The sequence below is a fragment of the Streptomyces sp. NPDC021096 genome (assembly GCF_040641275.1).
GTDB lineage: Bacteria > Actinomycetota > Actinomycetes > Streptomycetales > Streptomycetaceae > Streptomyces.
The window spans coordinates 360642-376230 of record NZ_JBFADG010000003.1 but is presented as its reverse complement, the minus strand read 5'-3'; the positions used below and the strand labels follow the sequence as shown (position 1 = coordinate 376230).

25 protein-coding genes are annotated in these 15589 nt (G+C 67.1%); 24 read left to right on the top strand and 1 reads right to left on the bottom strand.

Going from position 1 to position 15589, the window contains the following annotated elements; all coding sequences use genetic code 11:
- Positions 1-9: 9 nt before the first annotated feature.
- Positions 10-2133, bottom strand: a complete 2124-nt coding sequence (locus tag AB0G59_RS08120) for a PIG-L family deacetylase (protein ID WP_360909204.1) — start codon at positions 2131-2133, stop codon at positions 10-12.
- Between the two features lie 590 nt (positions 2134-2723).
- Here AB0G59_RS08120 and rpsJ point away from each other — a divergent pair.
- The 24 genes from rpsJ (at position 2724) to map (ending at position 15536) form a co-directional block, all read left to right on the top strand.
- A complete protein-coding gene (rpsJ, locus tag AB0G59_RS08115; protein WP_003948644.1) occupies positions 2724-3032 on the top strand; it encodes a 30S ribosomal protein S10 in 309 nt (102 codons plus the stop codon).
- A 13-nt stretch (positions 3033-3045) separates the two neighbouring features.
- Positions 3046-3690 (top strand): 50S ribosomal protein L3, encoded by a 645-nt coding sequence (gene rplC / locus AB0G59_RS08110; RefSeq protein WP_360909202.1) that lies wholly within the window; start codon positions 3046-3048, stop codon positions 3688-3690.
- Between the two features lie 7 nt (positions 3691-3697).
- Entirely contained in the window at positions 3698-4348 is a 651-nt protein-coding gene (gene rplD, locus AB0G59_RS08105) for a 50S ribosomal protein L4 (protein ID WP_360909200.1), read from the top strand.
- Positions 4348-4671: a 50S ribosomal protein L23 gene (gene rplW, locus AB0G59_RS08100; protein WP_004950438.1), complete on the top strand. Its 324-nt coding sequence runs from the start codon at positions 4348-4350 to the stop codon at positions 4669-4671. The genes rplD and rplW overlap by 1 nt, the downstream gene beginning before the upstream one ends.
- 41 nt (positions 4672-4712) lie before the next feature.
- Positions 4713-5549 (top strand): 50S ribosomal protein L2, encoded by an 837-nt coding sequence (rplB, locus tag AB0G59_RS08095; protein WP_225663336.1) that lies wholly within the window; start codon positions 4713-4715, stop codon positions 5547-5549.
- A 12-nt stretch (positions 5550-5561) separates the two neighbouring features.
- Positions 5562-5843 (top strand): 30S ribosomal protein S19, encoded by a 282-nt coding sequence (gene rpsS, locus AB0G59_RS08090; RefSeq protein WP_004950443.1) that lies wholly within the window; start codon positions 5562-5564, stop codon positions 5841-5843.
- Between the two features lie 43 nt (positions 5844-5886).
- Positions 5887-6234 carry a 50S ribosomal protein L22 gene (gene rplV / locus AB0G59_RS08085; RefSeq protein ID WP_031012097.1) on the top strand — a complete coding sequence of 116 codons (348 nt, stop codon included), beginning with the start codon at positions 5887-5889 and terminating at the stop codon, positions 6232-6234.
- On the top strand, positions 6234-7052 hold the full coding sequence (rpsC, locus tag AB0G59_RS08080) for a 30S ribosomal protein S3 (protein WP_071964543.1): 819 nt from the start codon (positions 6234-6236) through the stop codon (positions 7050-7052). The genes rplV and rpsC overlap by 1 nt, the downstream gene beginning before the upstream one ends.
- 5 nt (positions 7053-7057) lie before the next feature.
- Positions 7058-7477: a 50S ribosomal protein L16 gene (rplP, locus tag AB0G59_RS08075; protein WP_030368409.1), complete on the top strand. Its 420-nt coding sequence runs from the start codon at positions 7058-7060 to the stop codon at positions 7475-7477.
- A complete protein-coding gene (gene rpmC / locus AB0G59_RS08070; protein WP_030368408.1) occupies positions 7477-7701 on the top strand; it encodes a 50S ribosomal protein L29 in 225 nt (74 codons plus the stop codon). Before rplP ends, rpmC begins: the two co-directional genes overlap by 1 nt.
- On the top strand, positions 7701-7982 hold the full coding sequence (rpsQ, locus tag AB0G59_RS08065) for a 30S ribosomal protein S17 (protein ID WP_030026328.1): 282 nt from the start codon (positions 7701-7703) through the stop codon (positions 7980-7982). The genes rpmC and rpsQ overlap by 1 nt, the downstream gene beginning before the upstream one ends.
- A 102-nt stretch (positions 7983-8084) precedes the next feature.
- Complete coding sequence (rplN, locus tag AB0G59_RS08060; protein WP_030368406.1) at positions 8085-8453, top strand: 50S ribosomal protein L14; 369 nt, start codon at positions 8085-8087, stop codon at positions 8451-8453.
- Between the two features lie 3 nt (positions 8454-8456).
- Positions 8457-8780 carry a 50S ribosomal protein L24 gene (gene rplX, locus AB0G59_RS08055; RefSeq protein ID WP_071964542.1) on the top strand — a complete coding sequence of 108 codons (324 nt, stop codon included), beginning with the start codon at positions 8457-8459 and terminating at the stop codon, positions 8778-8780.
- Positions 8780-9340: a 50S ribosomal protein L5 gene (gene rplE / locus AB0G59_RS08050; RefSeq protein ID WP_071964541.1), complete on the top strand. Its 561-nt coding sequence runs from the start codon at positions 8780-8782 to the stop codon at positions 9338-9340. Before rplX ends, rplE begins: the two co-directional genes overlap by 1 nt.
- A gap of 5 nt (positions 9341-9345) precedes the next feature.
- Positions 9346-9531 carry a type Z 30S ribosomal protein S14 gene (locus AB0G59_RS08045; protein WP_071964550.1) on the top strand — a complete coding sequence of 62 codons (186 nt, stop codon included), beginning with the start codon at positions 9346-9348 and terminating at the stop codon, positions 9529-9531.
- Between the two features lie 209 nt (positions 9532-9740).
- Complete coding sequence (gene rpsH, locus AB0G59_RS08040; protein WP_071964540.1) at positions 9741-10139, top strand: 30S ribosomal protein S8; 399 nt, start codon at positions 9741-9743, stop codon at positions 10137-10139.
- Positions 10140-10160: 21 nt separating this feature from the next.
- The gene (gene rplF / locus AB0G59_RS08035) at positions 10161-10700 is read left to right on the top strand and encodes a 50S ribosomal protein L6 (protein WP_071964539.1); all 540 of its coding nucleotides are present in this window, start codon (positions 10161-10163) and stop codon (positions 10698-10700) included.
- A 3-nt stretch (positions 10701-10703) separates the two neighbouring features.
- Positions 10704-11087, top strand: coding sequence for a 50S ribosomal protein L18 (rplR, locus tag AB0G59_RS08030; protein WP_071964538.1), 384 nt, complete (start codon positions 10704-10706; stop codon positions 11085-11087).
- Between the two features lie 46 nt (positions 11088-11133).
- Positions 11134-11736 (top strand): 30S ribosomal protein S5, encoded by a 603-nt coding sequence (gene rpsE, locus AB0G59_RS08025; RefSeq protein ID WP_004946659.1) that lies wholly within the window; start codon positions 11134-11136, stop codon positions 11734-11736.
- On the top strand, positions 11736-11918 hold the full coding sequence (rpmD, locus tag AB0G59_RS08020; protein ID WP_071964537.1) for a 50S ribosomal protein L30: 183 nt from the start codon (positions 11736-11738) through the stop codon (positions 11916-11918). The genes rpsE and rpmD overlap by 1 nt, the downstream gene beginning before the upstream one ends.
- 1 nt (position 11919) lies before the next feature.
- The gene (gene rplO, locus AB0G59_RS08015) at positions 11920-12375 is read left to right on the top strand and encodes a 50S ribosomal protein L15 (RefSeq protein ID WP_071964536.1); all 456 of its coding nucleotides are present in this window, start codon (positions 11920-11922) and stop codon (positions 12373-12375) included.
- Positions 12376-12588: 213 nt separating this feature from the next.
- Entirely contained in the window at positions 12589-13902 is a 1314-nt protein-coding gene (gene secY / locus AB0G59_RS08010) for a preprotein translocase subunit SecY (RefSeq protein ID WP_071964535.1), read from the top strand.
- Positions 13902-14561 (top strand): adenylate kinase, encoded by a 660-nt coding sequence (locus AB0G59_RS08005; RefSeq protein ID WP_360909195.1) that lies wholly within the window; start codon positions 13902-13904, stop codon positions 14559-14561. Before secY ends, AB0G59_RS08005 begins: the two co-directional genes overlap by 1 nt.
- 138 nt (positions 14562-14699) lie before the next feature.
- Entirely contained in the window at positions 14700-15536 is an 837-nt protein-coding gene (gene map / locus AB0G59_RS08000) for a type I methionyl aminopeptidase (protein ID WP_071964533.1), read from the top strand.
- The last annotated feature ends 53 nt before the right edge of the window (positions 15537-15589 follow it).

Sequence of the window (15589 nt, the reverse complement as noted above, 5' to 3'; positions counted from 1 at the left end):
GGATAGGGCTCAGGCCCCCGAGCCGGGAGCCGGTCGCCAGACCCACGGCGCGGCGTCCGGGCCCAGGCCCACGGCGCACAGCCGGTGGCTCGCGTCCGTGACCAGCGTCGAGGTGCCCACGGCCGGGATGTCGCGGGGCGGACGGACGGGGGAGTCGCCGGACTCGGCGTCGACGAGCTGTATCCCGCCGGTCATGCCCCGGCCCAGCACCATCAGGGAGTCCCTGCCGCCGCGCCGGGGCAGCGTGGCCGCGGCGAGCGCCCCGTAGCCGGAGAAGCTCCGCAGCCCCGCGCCCGCGCTCTGCTCGGCGGCGTCCTGCCCCAGCCGGAAGGCGGCCGGCTCGGCGGTGGCCGGGGTGCGGTAGACGACCGTCAGCGCCCCGTCCTGGCCCAGCGCGGCCCCCACCTGGTCCCCGCCGGGGCCCGGCAGGCCCCTCAGCGGCATGTGGCGCACCGGCCGGCCGGGTGCCTCCTGGCTCCAGTGGTGCACGGTGTCGCGGCCGGCGCCGAAGACGTGGACGCGGCTCTGCTTGTCCAGGGCGACGGTGAGGCCCTCCTGGATCTCCTGGCCGTGCAGGCTCTGCCACTTCCCCCAGGTGCCGTCGGCCTCCCGCACCCGGCTGGAGAGGCCCTTGCCGGCGTTGCGGACGAAGAGGTGGACCCGGCCGTCGGGGGTGGCGACGGCGGCGGGCATGCCCACGCGGCGGCCCCGCTCGGTCCTGCGCTCGGGGTTGCCCAGGCCGGCCCAGCCCTTGAAGGGGCCGCCGGGGGCGCGCTGCTCCAGGACGACGATCTCGCGGCTGTTGGCGCGGCCCTGGCCCTCCAGCTCGGAGAAGCGCAGGGCGAACAGCAGCCGGCGCCCCTTGGCGTCCCTGACGGCCGCCAGGGAGGGCGCCAGGGGGCCGCCGCCCAGGTTCTGCGGCGGGCCCCAGCGGCCGCTGCCGGCGGACGTCTCCTGCCAGCGCACGGCCTGCAGGCCCAGCACGCCGTAGGCCTCCAGACGGCCCGCGCGGTCGCTGTCGGCGACGGGCAGGGCGCCGGGGTAGCGGTAGTGGGTGGAGCGGATCCAGCCCTTGCGGTTGTTCAGGGGGCGCTCGCCGCCCTGGCCGTAGTCGCCGCAGCCCGTGGCGTTGCCGCATTGCCAGGACGGGTCGCCGCCGTAGGCGGTGACGAGGCGGTGCTTGTCCTCCACGACCTGGGCGGGGAGGTTGTGCGGCCAGCGCTGGTTGTAGTAGCCGCGGAAGGAGTTCACGGTGAAGCGCGGCGGGTGCCCCTCGCGCCGGGTGGCGTCCGCGACCCACTGGGCGAGCGCCTTCCAGGTGAACAGCGCGGTGGGGGTGTGGTCGCGGTGGTCCGAGCACGCCCCGTAGTCGTTGTCCTTGGGGTGGGTGGCGTCGTGGACCTGGTAGTCGGGGTCCGGGTCCATGGTGTGCACCACGGTCGGCCGGAACCTCGCCATGATCGTGGCCAGCACGTCGACCACGGTCTTGTGCCGGTAGGTGCTGACGGTGGTGCAGGGCGAGTCCGCCGCGACCAGGCTCTGCATCATCGCGTAGGGGCGGTCCCACAGCTGGGGCAGCCGGGTGTTGCCCGCCGTGGAGAGCATGGCGATGTTGAGGAAGACCAGCCGGGCCCGGCGCCGGCCGTTGGCGAGCTCGTTGGTCTCGGCCCGGACTCCACCCGGAAGGTCCATGACGGACTTCTTCCATGGGGTGAACTTGTCGAGGCCGATCATCTCGGCGTAGGCCTGGCGCAGGCCCTGGTGGCGGGCGGAGGAGTAGGCCGCCTTGTCGGGCCGGGGCGGGGGCATGCCCGGGATCCAGTTCTGCCCCACGGCCTCGCCGGCGGTGACGTACACGGAGACGACGGGGACGCCCGCGGAGACCAGGTGCTGGGCGTCGGGGTTCATGAAGAACAGGTCGTCGTCGGGGTGCGCCATGATCTGCAGCAGCAGGGGTTCGGCGGCGGTGGTGAAGGACTGCGCGACGCCGGGGTCGACGGGGCTTATGGCCTCGGGGGATGATGGGGCCTGGTCCGAGCCGCCGCCGCATCCGGTGGCGGTGACCGCCGTGGTGGCGGCGATGCCGGCGAGTACCGCCCGGCGCGACACGCCCCTGCGCTGTGAGATGTTCAACTAAGCGACTCCTCCCGTCGTGCAGCGCGCAGTCCCCGGCTGCCCCAGCGTGATAAGGGACGGCTGGGGCTCCTCGGGGGTTGCCCTAGCCCTGACAAAGCATGCTGGGGAGTGATCCGGCCGTGACGCCAGGCCGTTCGCGACCATAGTGTCCCGTATGTCGGCGGGGTGGTTTGACAAGTGAGCCGGTCGGGGTACGGTCTTCGGCTGCGATTGGCGTCCCTTCGGGACCGTGTGGCACACTGTTCAGGTTGCTCGGTTGAGTGCCGATGCTGCGCGCCTCCCGCCGGGAGGACTGGAAGCGAGTCCCGCAGTACTCGTCGCCCCTCGTAAGGGGCGGAAGTACGGGAATCTTCCGGGAAGTGTCAGCGGGGCCCCAGCCAGGCGCTCGGTGGGTGTCTTTCCCCCACAACCCCCTTGAGCAGGGAATTTCCTTTGGGAAATTTTGCTGGAAGGGGCGCGACACGCCCGACCGCGTGGGTCGGAGGTGGAGTGGAGAAAGACCGTGTTGCCCGAAGTTCCCCGGAGCTTTCGGCCGCACAGCTTGCCGAGTCCCAGAGCGTTACGAGAGACAGGACTACTGAGTAGCCATGGCGGGACAGAAGATCCGCATCCGGCTCAAGGCCTACGACCACGAGGTCATCGACTCCTCGGCGAAGAAGATCGTCGAGACGGTGACGCGCACTGGTGCGTCGGTCGCGGGCCCGGTGCCGCTGCCCACTGAGAAGAACGTGTACTGCGTCATCAAGTCGCCGCACAAGTACAAGGACTCGCGCGAGCACTTCGAGATGCGCACGCACAAGCGCCTCATCGACATCCTCGACCCCACGCCGAAGACGGTTGACTCGCTTATGCGTCTCGACCTGCCGGCTGGCGTCGACATCGAGATCAAGCTCTGAGGTGACGCGCGAGATGGCTAAGAACATTAAGGGCGTCCTGGGCGAGAAGCTCGGCATGACCCAGGTCTGGGACGAGAACAACCGGGTTGTCCCGGTGACCGTCGTCAAGGCTGGGCCCTGCGTCGTCACCCAGGTCCGCACCAACGACATCGACGGCTACGAGTCGGTCCAGATCGCCTTCGGCGAGATCGACCCGCGCAAGGTGAACAAGCCCCTCAAGGGTCACTTCGCCAAGGCCGACGTCACCCCGCGCCGCCACCTGGTGGAGCTGCGTACCGCTGACGCCAGCGAGTACACGCTCGGCCAGGAGATCACCGCTGCCGTGTTCGAGTCGGGCGTCAAGGTTGACGTCACCGGCAAGAGCAAGGGCAAGGGCTTCGCCGGTGTCATGAAGCGTCACAACTTCCGTGGCCTCGGCGCCGGGCACGGCACCCAGCGCAAGCACCGCTCCCCCGGTTCCATCGGTGGCTGCGCCACCCCGGGCCGTGTGTTCAAGGGCCTCCGCATGGCGGGCCGCATGGGCAACGAGCGGGTCACCACCCAGAACCTGACCGTCCACGCCGTTGACGCGGAGAAGGGCCTGCTCCTGATCAAGGGTGCGGTTCCTGGTCCGAACGGCGGCCTCGTCCTGGTCCGTACCGCGGCCAAGGGGGCCTGAGGTAACGATGAGCACCATTGACATCCTTTCGCCGGCAGGCGACAAGGCCGGGACCGTCGAGCTCCCCTCGGAGATCTTCGACGCGAAGGTCAGCGTTCCGCTGATCCACCAGGTCGTCGTCGCCCAGCTGGCCGCTGCCCGACAGGGCACGCACAAGACGAAGACCCGTGGCGAGGTCCGCGGCGGTGGCAAGAAGCCTTACCGCCAGAAGGGCACCGGTCGCGCCCGTCAGGGTTCGACCCGCGCGCCGCAGTTCGCCGGTGGTGGCGTCGTGCACGGTCCCGTGCCGCGTGACTACTCGCAGCGGACCCCGAAGAAGATGAAGGCCGCCGCTCTGCGTGGCGCCCTCTCCGACCGGGCCCGCCACAGCCGTATCCACGTCGTCACCGGCGTGGTCGACGGCGCGGTGTCCACCAAGGCCGCCAAGACCCTGCTCGGCAAGATCTCGGAGCGCAAGAACCTGCTCCTGGTCGCCGACCGGTCCGACGAGGCCGCGTGGCTGTCCGCCCGCAACCTGCCCCAGGTTCACATCCTGGAGCCGGGCCAGCTGAACACGTACGACGTGCTCGTCTCCGACGACGTGGTCTTCACCCAGGCCGCCTTCGAGTCCTTCGTGTCTGGCCCCAAGGCCGTTGAGACCGAAGGGAGCGAGGCCTGATGACTGAGGCCGTCGTCACCAGCAAGACCTTCTCGGACCCGCGTGACCTCCTGGTCAAGCCGGTTGTCTCGGAGAAGAGCTACGCGCTGCTGGACGAGAACAAGTACACGTTCATCGTCGACCCGCGCGCCAACAAGACCCAGATCAAGCAGGCCGTCGAGGCGGTCTTCTCGGTCAAGGTCACCGGGGTCAACACGATCAACCGTCAGGGCAAGCGCAAGCGCACCCGCACCGGTTTCGGCAAGCGCGCCAACACCAAGCGCGCCATCGTGACCCTCGCCGAGGGCGACCGTATCGACATCTTCGGCGGCCCGGTCTCCTAACCAGGAGTCCGAGTCGTCCGGAATCGGACGAGGACTGAGAAATGGGTATCCGCAAGTACAAGCCGACGACCCCGGGCCGTCGTGGCTCCAGCGTCGCCGACTTCGTCGAGATCACGCGGTCCACGCCGGAGAAGTCGCTGGTCCGCCCGCTGCACAGCAAGGGTGGCCGTAACAACACCGGTCGCGTGACCGTCCGCCACCAGGGTGGCGGCCACAAGCGCGCCTACCGCGTGATCGACTTCCGTCGTCACGACAAGGACGGCGTGCCGGCCAAGGTCGCTCACATCGAGTACGACCCGAACCGCACCGCGCGCATCGCGCTCCTGCACTACGCAGACGGCGAGAAGCGCTACATCATCGCCCCGGCGAAGCTGAACCAGGGCGACCGGGTTGAGAACGGCCCCACGGCCGACATCAAGCCGGGCAACAACCTCCCGCTGCGCAACATCCCGGTCGGTACCACGATCCACGCGATCGAGCTCCGTCCCGGTGGTGGCGCCAAGTTCGCCCGCTCCGCCGGTTCGTCCGTGCAGCTGCTGGCGAAGGAGGGCGCTTACGCCCACCTGCGCATGCCGTCCGGCGAGGTCCGCCTGGTCGACGTCCGCTGCCGCGCCACCGTTGGCGAGGTCGGCAACGCCGAGCAGTCGAACATCAACTGGGGCAAGGCCGGCCGTATGCGCTGGAAGGGCGTTCGCCCGACCGTCCGCGGTGTCGCGATGAACCCGGTTGACCACCCGCACGGTGGTGGTGAGGGCAAGACCTCCGGTGGTCGCCACCCGGTCTCCCCGTGGGGTCAGAAGGAGGGTCGTACTCGTTCTCCCAAGAAGGCGAGCAACAAGTACATCGTCCGCCGCCGCAAGACGAACAAGAAGCGCTAGGAGCGGGTTTAGATGCCGCGTAGTCTCAAGAAGGGACCCTTCGTCGACGGACACCTCATCAAGAAGGTGGACGCTCAGAACGAGGCTGGTACCAAGAACGTCATCAAGACCTGGTCCCGTCGCTCCATGATCGTGCCGGCCATGCTCGGCCACACGCTCGCGGTGCACAACGGCAAGACGCACGTCCCGGTGTTCGTCACCGAGTCGATGGTCGGCCACAAGCTCGGCGAGTTCTCGCCGACCCGCACCTTCCGCGGCCACGTCAAGGACGACCGCAAGTCGAAGCGCCGCTAAAGGCGGGGTGTGAACGACTATGACTGACACCGAAGGGACAACCATGGAAGCCAGGGCCCAGGCGCGGTACATCCGCGTCACGCCCATGAAGGCCCGCCGCGTGGTGGACCTCATCCGTGGCATGGATGCCACGGAGGCTCAGGCGGTCCTGCGTTTCGCCCCGCAGGCCGCGAGCGTGCCGGTGGGCAAGGTGCTTGACAGCGCCATTGCCAACGCCGCGCACAACTACGACCACACGGACGCTTCGTCGCTGTACATCAGCGAGGCGTTCGTGGACGAGGGCCCGACCCTGAAGCGGTTCCGTCCGCGTGCCCAGGGCCGTGCCTACCGGATCCGCAAGCGGACCAGCCACATCACCGTGGTCGTCAGCAGCAAGGAAGGAACCCGGTAATGGGCCAGAAGGTTAACCCGCACGGGTTCCGGCTCGGCATCACCACCGACTTCAAGTCGCGTTGGTACGCCGACAAGCTGTACAAGGACTACGTCAAGGAAGACGTTGCCATTCGTCGCATGATGACGAAGGGCATGGAGCGCGCCGGTATCTCGAAGGTTGAGATCGAGCGCACCCGCGACCGCGTCCGCGTTGACATCCACACCGCCCGCCCGGGCATCGTCATCGGTCGCCGTGGCGCCGAGGCCGACCGCATCCGTGGCGAGCTGGAGAAGCTGACCGGCAAGCAGGTCCAGCTGAACATCCTCGAGGTCAAGAACCCCGAGGTCGACGCTCAGCTGGTGGCCCAGGCCGTCGCCGAGCAGCTGTCCTCCCGCGTCTCCTTCCGTCGCGCCATGCGTAAGAGCATGCAGTCGACGATGAAGGCCGGCGCCAAGGGCATCAAGATCCAGTGCGGTGGCCGTCTCGGCGGCGCCGAGATGTCCCGCTCGGAGTTCTACCGCGAGGGCCGTGTGCCCCTGCACACGCTCCGTGCGAACGTCGACTACGGCTTCTTCGAGGCCAAGACCACCTTCGGCCGCATCGGCGTGAAGGTCTGGATCTACAAGGGCGACGTCAAGAACATCGCCGAGGTCCGCGCCGAGAACGCCGCTGCGCGTGCGGGCAACCGCCCGTCCCGTGGCGCCGGCGACCGCCCGGCCCGTGGTGGCCGTGGTGGCGAGCGTGGCGGCCGCGGCCGCAAGCCGCAGCAGGCTGCCGAGGCCCCCAAGGCCGAGGCCACCGCTGCTCCGGCTGAGTCCACCGGAACGGAGGCCTGACCGACATGCTGATCCCTCGCAGGGTCAAGCACCGCAAGCAGCACCACCCCAAGCGGAACGGCATGGCCAAGGGTGGCACTGAGCTCGCCTTCGGTGAGTACGGCATCCAGGCCCTGACCCCGGCCTACGTGACGAACCGGCAGATCGAGTCCGCTCGTATCGCCATGACCCGTCACATCAAGCGTGGCGGCAAGGTGTGGATCAACATCTACCCGGACCGTCCGCTGACGAAGAAGCCGGCCGAAACCCGCATGGGTTCCGGTAAGGGTTCTCCGGAGTGGTGGATCGCGAACGTCAAGCCCGGTCGGGTGATGTTCGAGCTGTCCTTCCCGAACGAAAAGGTCGCTAAGGAGGCGCTCACCCGCGCCGCCCACAAGCTTCCGATGAAGTGCCGCATTGTTCGGCGCGAGGCAGGTGAGTCGTGATGGCCGCTGGTATCAAGGCGACCGAGCTGCGTGAGCTGAACGACGAGGACCTCGTCGCGAAGCTCCGTGAGGCCAAGGAAGAGCTGTTCAACCTCCGCTTCCAGGCGGCGACCGGGCAGCTCGAGAACCACGGTCGGCTCAAGTCCGTCCGTAAGGACATCGCCCGGATCTACACCCTGATGCGCGAGCGTGAGCTGGGCATCGAGACGGTGGAGAGCGCCTGATGAGCGAGAAGAATGTGACTGAGACGAACGAGCGCGGCTTCCGCAAGACCCGTGAGGGTCTCGTCGTCAGCGACAAGATGGACAAGACCGTCGTCGTCGCCGTCGAGGACCGCGTCAAGCACGCGCTGTACGGCAAGGTCATCCGCCGTACGAACAAGCTCAAGGCGCACGACGAGCAGAACGCTGCCGGCGTCGGCGACCGCGTCCTCATCATGGAGACGCGTCCGCTGTCGGCGAGCAAGCGCTGGCGCATCGTCGAGATCCTCGAGAAGGCCAAGTAATTTCTGAGGGGTTTTCCCTCGGATAAGTTCCGCCAGGCTCGGCGTGGGGCCTCAACCCGTTGAGGCCCCCGCCGGGAACCGGCAGACGATCAGGAGATAGACGTGATCCAGCAGGAGTCGCGACTTCGGGTCGCCGACAACACTGGTGCCAAGGAGATCCTTTGCATCCGTGTTCTCGGTGGCTCCGGTCGCCGCTACGCGGGCATCGGTGACGTCATCGTCGCCACCGTCAAGGACGCGATCCCCGGTGGCAACGTGAAGAAGGGTGACGTCATCAAGGCCGTCATCGTTCGCACCGTCAAGGAGCGCCGCCGTCCGGATGGCTCGTACATCCGTTTCGACGAGAACGCCGCTGTCGTTCTCAAGAACGACGGTGACCCCCGCGGCACCCGTATCTTCGGCCCCGTGGGCCGAGAGCTGCGCGAGAAGAAGTTCATGAAGATCGTCTCGCTCGCGCCGGAGGTGCTGTAACCGATGAAGATCAAGAAGGGCGACCTGGTCCAGGTCATCACCGGTAAGGACAAGGGCAAGCAGGGCAAGGTCATCGTGGCCATGCCCAGCGAGAACCGCGTCCTCGTCGAGGGTGTCAACCGGGTCAAGAAGCACACCAAGGCCGGCCAGACCGCTCGCGGCTCGCAGACCGGCGGCATCGTGACCACCGAGGCCCCCATCCACGTGAGCAACGTTCAGCTCGTCGTGGAGAAGGACGGCAAGAAGGTCGTCACCCGCGTCGGTTACCGCTTCGATGACAACGGCAACAAGATCCGTGTTGCCAAGCGCACCGGTGAGGACATCTGATGACTGCCACCACCAACGCGCCGCGTCTGAAGCTGCGCTACCGCGAAGAGATCGTCGGCAAGCTGCGTGAGGAGTTCTCCTTCGAGAACATCATGCAGGTTCCCGGCCTGACCAAGATCGTGGTCAACATGGGTGTGGGCGACGCCGCCCGCGACTCCAAGCTGATCGAGGGCGCCATCCGCGACCTCACCACGATCACCGGCCAGAAGCCCGCCGTCACCAAGGCTCGCAAGTCCATCGCGCAGTTCAAGCTGCGTGAGGGCCAGCCGATCGGCGCCCACGTCACCCTCCGTGGTGACCGCATGTGGGAGTTCCTGGACCGCACCCTGTCGCTCGCGCTCCCGCGCATCCGCGACTTCCGTGGTCTGTCCCCGAAGCAGTTCGACGGTCGGGGCAACTACACCTTCGGTCTCACGGAGCAGGTCATGTTCCACGAGATCGACCAGGACAAGATCGACCGTGTCCGGGGTATGGACATCACCGTGGTCACCACGGCGACCAACGACGACGAGGGCCGCGCCCTCCTCCGTCACCTCGGCTTCCCCTTCAAGGAGGCGTGACCGAGATGGCGAAGAAGTCTCTGATCGCGAAGGCCGCGCGCAAGCCCAAGTTCGCGGTCCGTGCGTACACCCGTTGCAACCGCTGCGGCCGTCCGCACTCCGTGTACCGCAAGTTCGGCCTCTGCCGCGTGTGCCTTCGTGAGATGGCTCACCGTGGCGAGCTGCCGGGCGTGACCAAGAGCTCCTGGTAACAACCCACTTGGGTTGACCAGGGCTCTCGGTAAGCATCAAGGACGGTGGGGCCCAGTCCTTCACTCGCGTAGAGTTGAAGGGTTGGGCGCCCGCCGCCCATGACCGTCTTACTACGCCGTAGGTCCCCGCGCCGCACCCGCTCCGACTCAGTTCGGGGAGAGGGATGGCGCAGATAGGAAACCACGGCGAGAGAGGCCGAAGGCCAAACATGACCATGACCGATCCGATCGCAGACATGCTGACCCGTCTGCGGAACGCGAACTCGGCTTACCACGACTCCGTGGCGATGCCCCACAGCAAGATCAAGGCGCACATCGCCGAGATCCTGCAGCAGGAGGGCTACATCGCCGGCTGGAAGGTCGAGGACGCCGAGGTCGGCAAGAAGCTCGTCGTCGACCTCAAGTTCGGCCCGAACCGTGAGCGCTCCATCGCGGGCATCAAGCGGATCTCGAAGCCGGGCCTCCGGGTCTACGCAAAGTCCACCAACCTGCCGAAGGTCCTCGGCGGCCTGGGCGTGGCGATCATCTCCACGTCCCACGGTCTCCTGACCGGCCAGCAGGCCAGCAAGAAGGGCGTGGGTGGGGAAGTCCTCGCCTACGTCTGGTAATCGGGAACGGAGGAATAGCTAATGTCGCGTATTGGCAAGCTGCCCATCCAGGTTCCCGCTGGTGTGGACGTCACCATCGATGGCCGCACGGTCGTGGTGAAGGGCCCCAAGGGTTCCCTGACCCACGAGATCGCTGCGCCCATCGCGATCGCCAAGGGCGAGGACGGCGTTCTGAACGTCACCCGTCCCAACGACGAGCGTCAGAACAAGGCCCTGCACGGCCTGTCCCGCACGCTGGTGGCGAACATGATCACCGGCGTGACCCAGGGCTACAGCAAGGCTCTTGAGATCAGCGGTGTCGGTTACCGCGTCCAGGCGAAGGGCTCCAACCTGGAGTTCGCCCTGGGCTACAGCCACCCGATCCTGATCGAGGCCCCCGAGGGCATCACCTTCAAGGTCGAGTCGCCCACCAAGCTCAGTGTCGAGGGCATCGACAAGCAGAAGGTCGGCGAGGTTGCCGCCAACATCCGCAAGCTTCGCAAGCCCGACCCCTACAAGGCCAAGGGCGTGAAGTATGCGGGTGAGGTCATCCGCCGCAAGGTCGGAAAGGCTGGTAAGTAAGCCATGGCATACGGTGTGAAGATCGCCAAGGGTGACGCGTACAAGCGCGCCGCCAAGGCCCGCCGCCACATCCGCATCCGCAAGAACATGTCGGGTACGGCCGAGCGTCCGCGCCTGGTCGTGACGCGCTCCAACCGTGGCATCACCGCCCAGGTGATCGACGACCTCAAGGGTCACACCCTGGCGTCGGCGTCCCACCTGGACGCGTCGATCCGCGGTGGCGAGGGCGACAAGAGCGCCCAGGCCACGAAGGTGGGCGCCCTGGTCGCCGAGCGTGCCAAGGCCGCCGGCGTCGAGGCCGTCGTGTTCGACCGCGGTGGCAACCAGTACGCCGGGCGCATTGCCGCTCTGGCGGACGCCGCCCGCGAAGCCGGGCTGAAGTTCTAAGCCCCGGTTCCGGAGCTAGCGGACGTAACAGAGAGAGGTAAATCCAATGGCTGGACCCCAGCGCCGCGGAAGCGGTGCCGGTGGCGGCGAGCGGCGGGACCGGAAGGGTCGCGACGGTGGCGCTGCCGCCGAGAAGACCGCGTACGTTGAGCGCGTAGTCGCGATCAACCGCGTCGCCAAGGTTGTCAAGGGTGGTCGCCGCTTCAGCTTCACCGCGCTGGTCGTGGTGGGCGACGGTGACGGCACGGTCGGTGTCGGTTACGGCAAGGCCAAGGAAGTTCCGGCTGCCATCGCCAAGGGCGTGGAAGAGGCCAAGAAGAACTTCTTCAAGGTCCCCCGTATCCAGGGCACCGTCCCTCACCCCATCCAGGGCGAGAAGGCGGCTGGCGTCGTCATGCTCAAGCCTGCTTCCCCCGGTACCGGTGTTATCGCCGGTGGCCCGGTGCGAGCGGTGCTCGAGTGCGCCGGCATCCACGACATCCTGTCGAAGTCGCTCGGTTCGTCGAACCCGATCAACATCGTGCACGCCACGGTGGAGGCCCTCAAGGGACTGCAGCGTCCCGAGGAGATCGCCGCCCGTCGTGGCCTGCCGCTGGAGGACGTTGCTCCCGCCGCTCTGCTGCGGGCGCGTGCAGGGGCGGGTGCGTAATGGCTCGCCTCAAGGTCACGCAGGTTAAGTCCTACATCGGCAGCAAGCAGAACCACCGCGACACCCTGCGTTCGCTTGGTCTCAAGCGCATGAACGACACGGTTGTCAAGGAGGACCGTCCCGAGATCCGCGGCATGGTGCAGACCGTCCGCCACCTCGTGACGGTTGAGGAGGTCGACTGACATGGCGGAGAACAACCCGCTGAAGGTCCACAACCTCCGTCCTGCCCCGGGCGCCAAGACCGCCAAGACCCGTGTGGGTCGTGGTGAGGCGTCCAAGGGTAAGACCGCAGGTCGTGGTACCAAGGGCACGAAGGCCCGTTACCAGGTTCCGGAGCGCTTCGAGGGTGGGCAGATGCCCCTCCACATGCGTCTCCCGAAGCTGAAGGGCTTCAAGAACCCCGCCCACAAGCAGTTCCAGGTCGTGAACCTGGACAAGCTGGCCGCGCTCTACCCGCAGGGTGGCGAGGTTACGGTGGCCGACCTGGTCGCCAAGGGTGCGGTTCGCAAGAACGAGCTCGTCAAGGTCCTTGGCCAGGGCGAGATCTCCGTGGCGCTGCAGGTGACGGTCGACGCCGTCTCCTCCTCCGCCCAGGAGAAGATTGCCGCCGCCGGCGGCACCGTCACCGAGCTCATCTGAGCTCGTTGATCTGACAACCGGGGATGTCCCAAAAGGGGCATCCCCGGTTGGTCGTTCCAAGGGGGGCACGGTCGCCGGTAAGGTGGCGTGCACTGTTAACCTCCGCCCGGCCTGTGTCCGTGCGGATTTTGACTGATACGTAACTCGTAAGGTTCTGTCGACCTTCAAGACCGTCACCTCTCACGCAGCCACGTGGGAGGCGCAGGAGGCACCGTGCTCACCGCGTTCGCCCGGGCGTTCAAAACGCCCGACCTGCGCAAGAAGCTGCTGTTCACGCTGGGCATCATGGTCCTCTTCCGGCTCGGCGCACATGTGCCCGTGCCGGGCGTCGACTATCAGAACGTCCAGACGTGCATGGACCAGGCCAAGAGCGGGATGGGCCTTTTCGGCCTCGTGAACATGTTCAGCGGTGGTGCGCTGCTTCAGATCACGATCTTCGCGCTGGGGATCATGCCGTACATCACGGCGAGCATCATCCTTCAGCTGCTCACCGTCGTCATTCCGCGACTTGAGGCCCTCAAGAAGGAGGGCCAGTCCGGACAGACCAAGATCACGCAATACACGCGCTATCTGACCGTAGCCCTCGCGGTGCTCCAGGGCACCGGTCTCGTGGCCACCGCGCGCAGCGGTGCGCTCTTCGGGAACTGCACGGTCGGAAACCAGATCGTTCCCAACCAGTCGATCTTCACCACGGTCGTCATGGTCATCACCATGACCGCGGGTACCGCGCTGATCATGTGGCTCGGTGAGCTCATCACCGACCGCGGCATCGGCAACGGCATGTCGATCCTGATGTTCACCTCCATCGCCGCCGGCTTCCCGAGCGCCCTGTGGGCGATCAAGATGCAGGGCAAGCTGATGGGCGGCTGGCTGGAGTTCGGCCTGGTGATCCTCTGTGGTCTGGCCATGGTCGCGCTGGTCGTCTTCGTGGAGCAGGCCCAGCGCCGCATCCCCGTGCAGTACGCGAAGCGCATGATCGGCCGTCGTTCCTACGGCGGCACGTCCACGTACATCCCGCTGAAGGTGAACCAGGCCGGTGTGATCCCGGTCATCTTCGCCTCGTCGCTGCTCTACATCCCGGCGCTGCTCGTGCAGTTCACCGGCTCCAAGGCGGACTGGGCCAACTGGGTCCAGGCCAACCTGGTCAAGGGCGACCACCCGATCTACATGGTCACGTACTTCCTGCTGATCGTTTTCTTCGCCTTCTTCTACGTCGCCATCTCCTTCAACCCCGAAGAAGTTGCCGACAACATGAAGAAGTATGGTGGGTTCATTCCGGGCATCCGCGCCGGTCGTCCCACCGCGGAGTACCTGAGCTACGTGCTGAACCGCATCACGTGGCCCGGCTCGCTCTACCTGGGCCTGATCGCCCTGGTGCCCACCGTGGCACTGGTCACACTCAACGCGAACCAGAACTTCCCGTTCGGTGGAACCAGCATCCTGATCATCGTGGGTGTCGGTCTGGAGACTGTGAAGCAGATCGAGAGCCAGCTTCAGCAGCGCAACTACGAAGGGTTCCTCCGCTGATGCGAATCGTCCTCGTCGGCCCTCCCGGCGCCGGCAAGGGTACGCAGGCCGCGTACCTCGCCAAGAACCTCGGGATCCCGCACATCTCGACGGGTGACCTTTTCCGGGCGAACATCAGCCAGGGCACGCCTCTCGGCCAGAAGGCCCAGGAGTACATGCGCGCCGGCCAGCTGGTGCCCGACGAGGTCACCATCGGGATGGCCCGGGACCGCATGCAGCAGCCGGACGCCGCCGACGGCTTCCTGCTCGACGGCTTCCCGCGCAACCTGGCCCAGGCCGAGGCGCTGGACGGGATCCTCAAGGCCGACGTCCTGAAGCTGGACGCGGTCCTGGACCTCGAGGTCCCCGAGGACGAGGTCGTCAAGCGGATCGCGGGTCGCCGCATCTGCCGCAACGACAGCAGCCACGTCTTCCACGCGATCTACAACCAGCCGAAGGCCGAGGGTGTCTGCGACATCTGCGGCGGCGAGCTGTACCAGCGTGAGGACGACAGCGAGGAGACCGTCCGCAAGCGGCTCGAGGTCTACCACAGCGAGACCGAGCCGATCATCGACTACTACAAGGCCCAGGGCCTCGTGGTGACGATCTCCGCCCTCGGCAAGGTCGCCGAGGTCACCCAGCGGGCCATGGCCGCGCTGGAGCGCGACACCGCCAGCTGAGACCCGTAACGGGTCGGATACGGCCGCGATGCCCTCACGGGCGTCGCGGCCGTATTGTGTATGGGGCCCGCAGGCCGCCGCAGCCGCGGCCGAGCCGCGGGCAGGTCCAGCCGTCGGTTCAGAAAGGCGTCAGCCGCAATGGTCGAGATCAAGACCCCGGAGCAGATCGCGAAGATGCGCGAGGCGGGGCTTGTCGTCGCCGCCATCCACGCGGCCACCCGGGAAGCCGCGGTGCCGGGCGCCACGACCAAGGACCTGGACGAGGTCGCCCGCAAGGTGCTGGCCGAGCACGGGGCCAAGTCGAACTTCCTCGGGTACGGCGGTTTCCCCGCCACGATCTGCACCTCGGTGAACGAGGTCGTCGTCCACGGCATCCCGGACACCAGGACCGTCCTGAAGGACGGCGACATCATCTCCATCGACGCCGGCGCCATCGTCGACGGCTGGCACGGTGACGCGGCCTTCACGGCCTTCGTGGGCACCGGTCACGCTCCGGAGCTGATCGAGCTCTCCCGGGTGACCGAGGAGTCCATGTGGGCCGGCATCGCGGCCGTGCGCAACGGCAACCGCCTGGTGGACATCTCCAAGGCCATCGAGGGCTACATCCGCCGCCAGCCCCGCCCGGCGAGCGGCAAGTACGGGATCATCGAGGACTACGGCGGCCACGGCATCGGCTCCGAGATGCACATGGACCCCCACCTGCTGAACTACGTCTCGCGCAAGCGCGGCAAGGGCCCGAAGCTGGTCCCGGGCTTCTGCATCGCGATCGAGCCCATGGTCAGCCTGGGCACCGCGCGGACACACGTCCTCGAGGACGACTGGACGGTCCTCACGGACGACAAGAGCTGGTCCTCCCACTGGGAGCACTCCGTCGCCCTGACGGAGCAGGGCCCGCTCGTCCTCACCGCGGTCGACGGAGGCCGCGCGAAGCTGGCGGAGTACGGCGTCACGGCGGCGCCGGACCCGCTGGCGTAAGGATCTTCTCGGCGGGGCAAGCACCCTGGATTAGGCTTTCCGGTTGCCCTGAC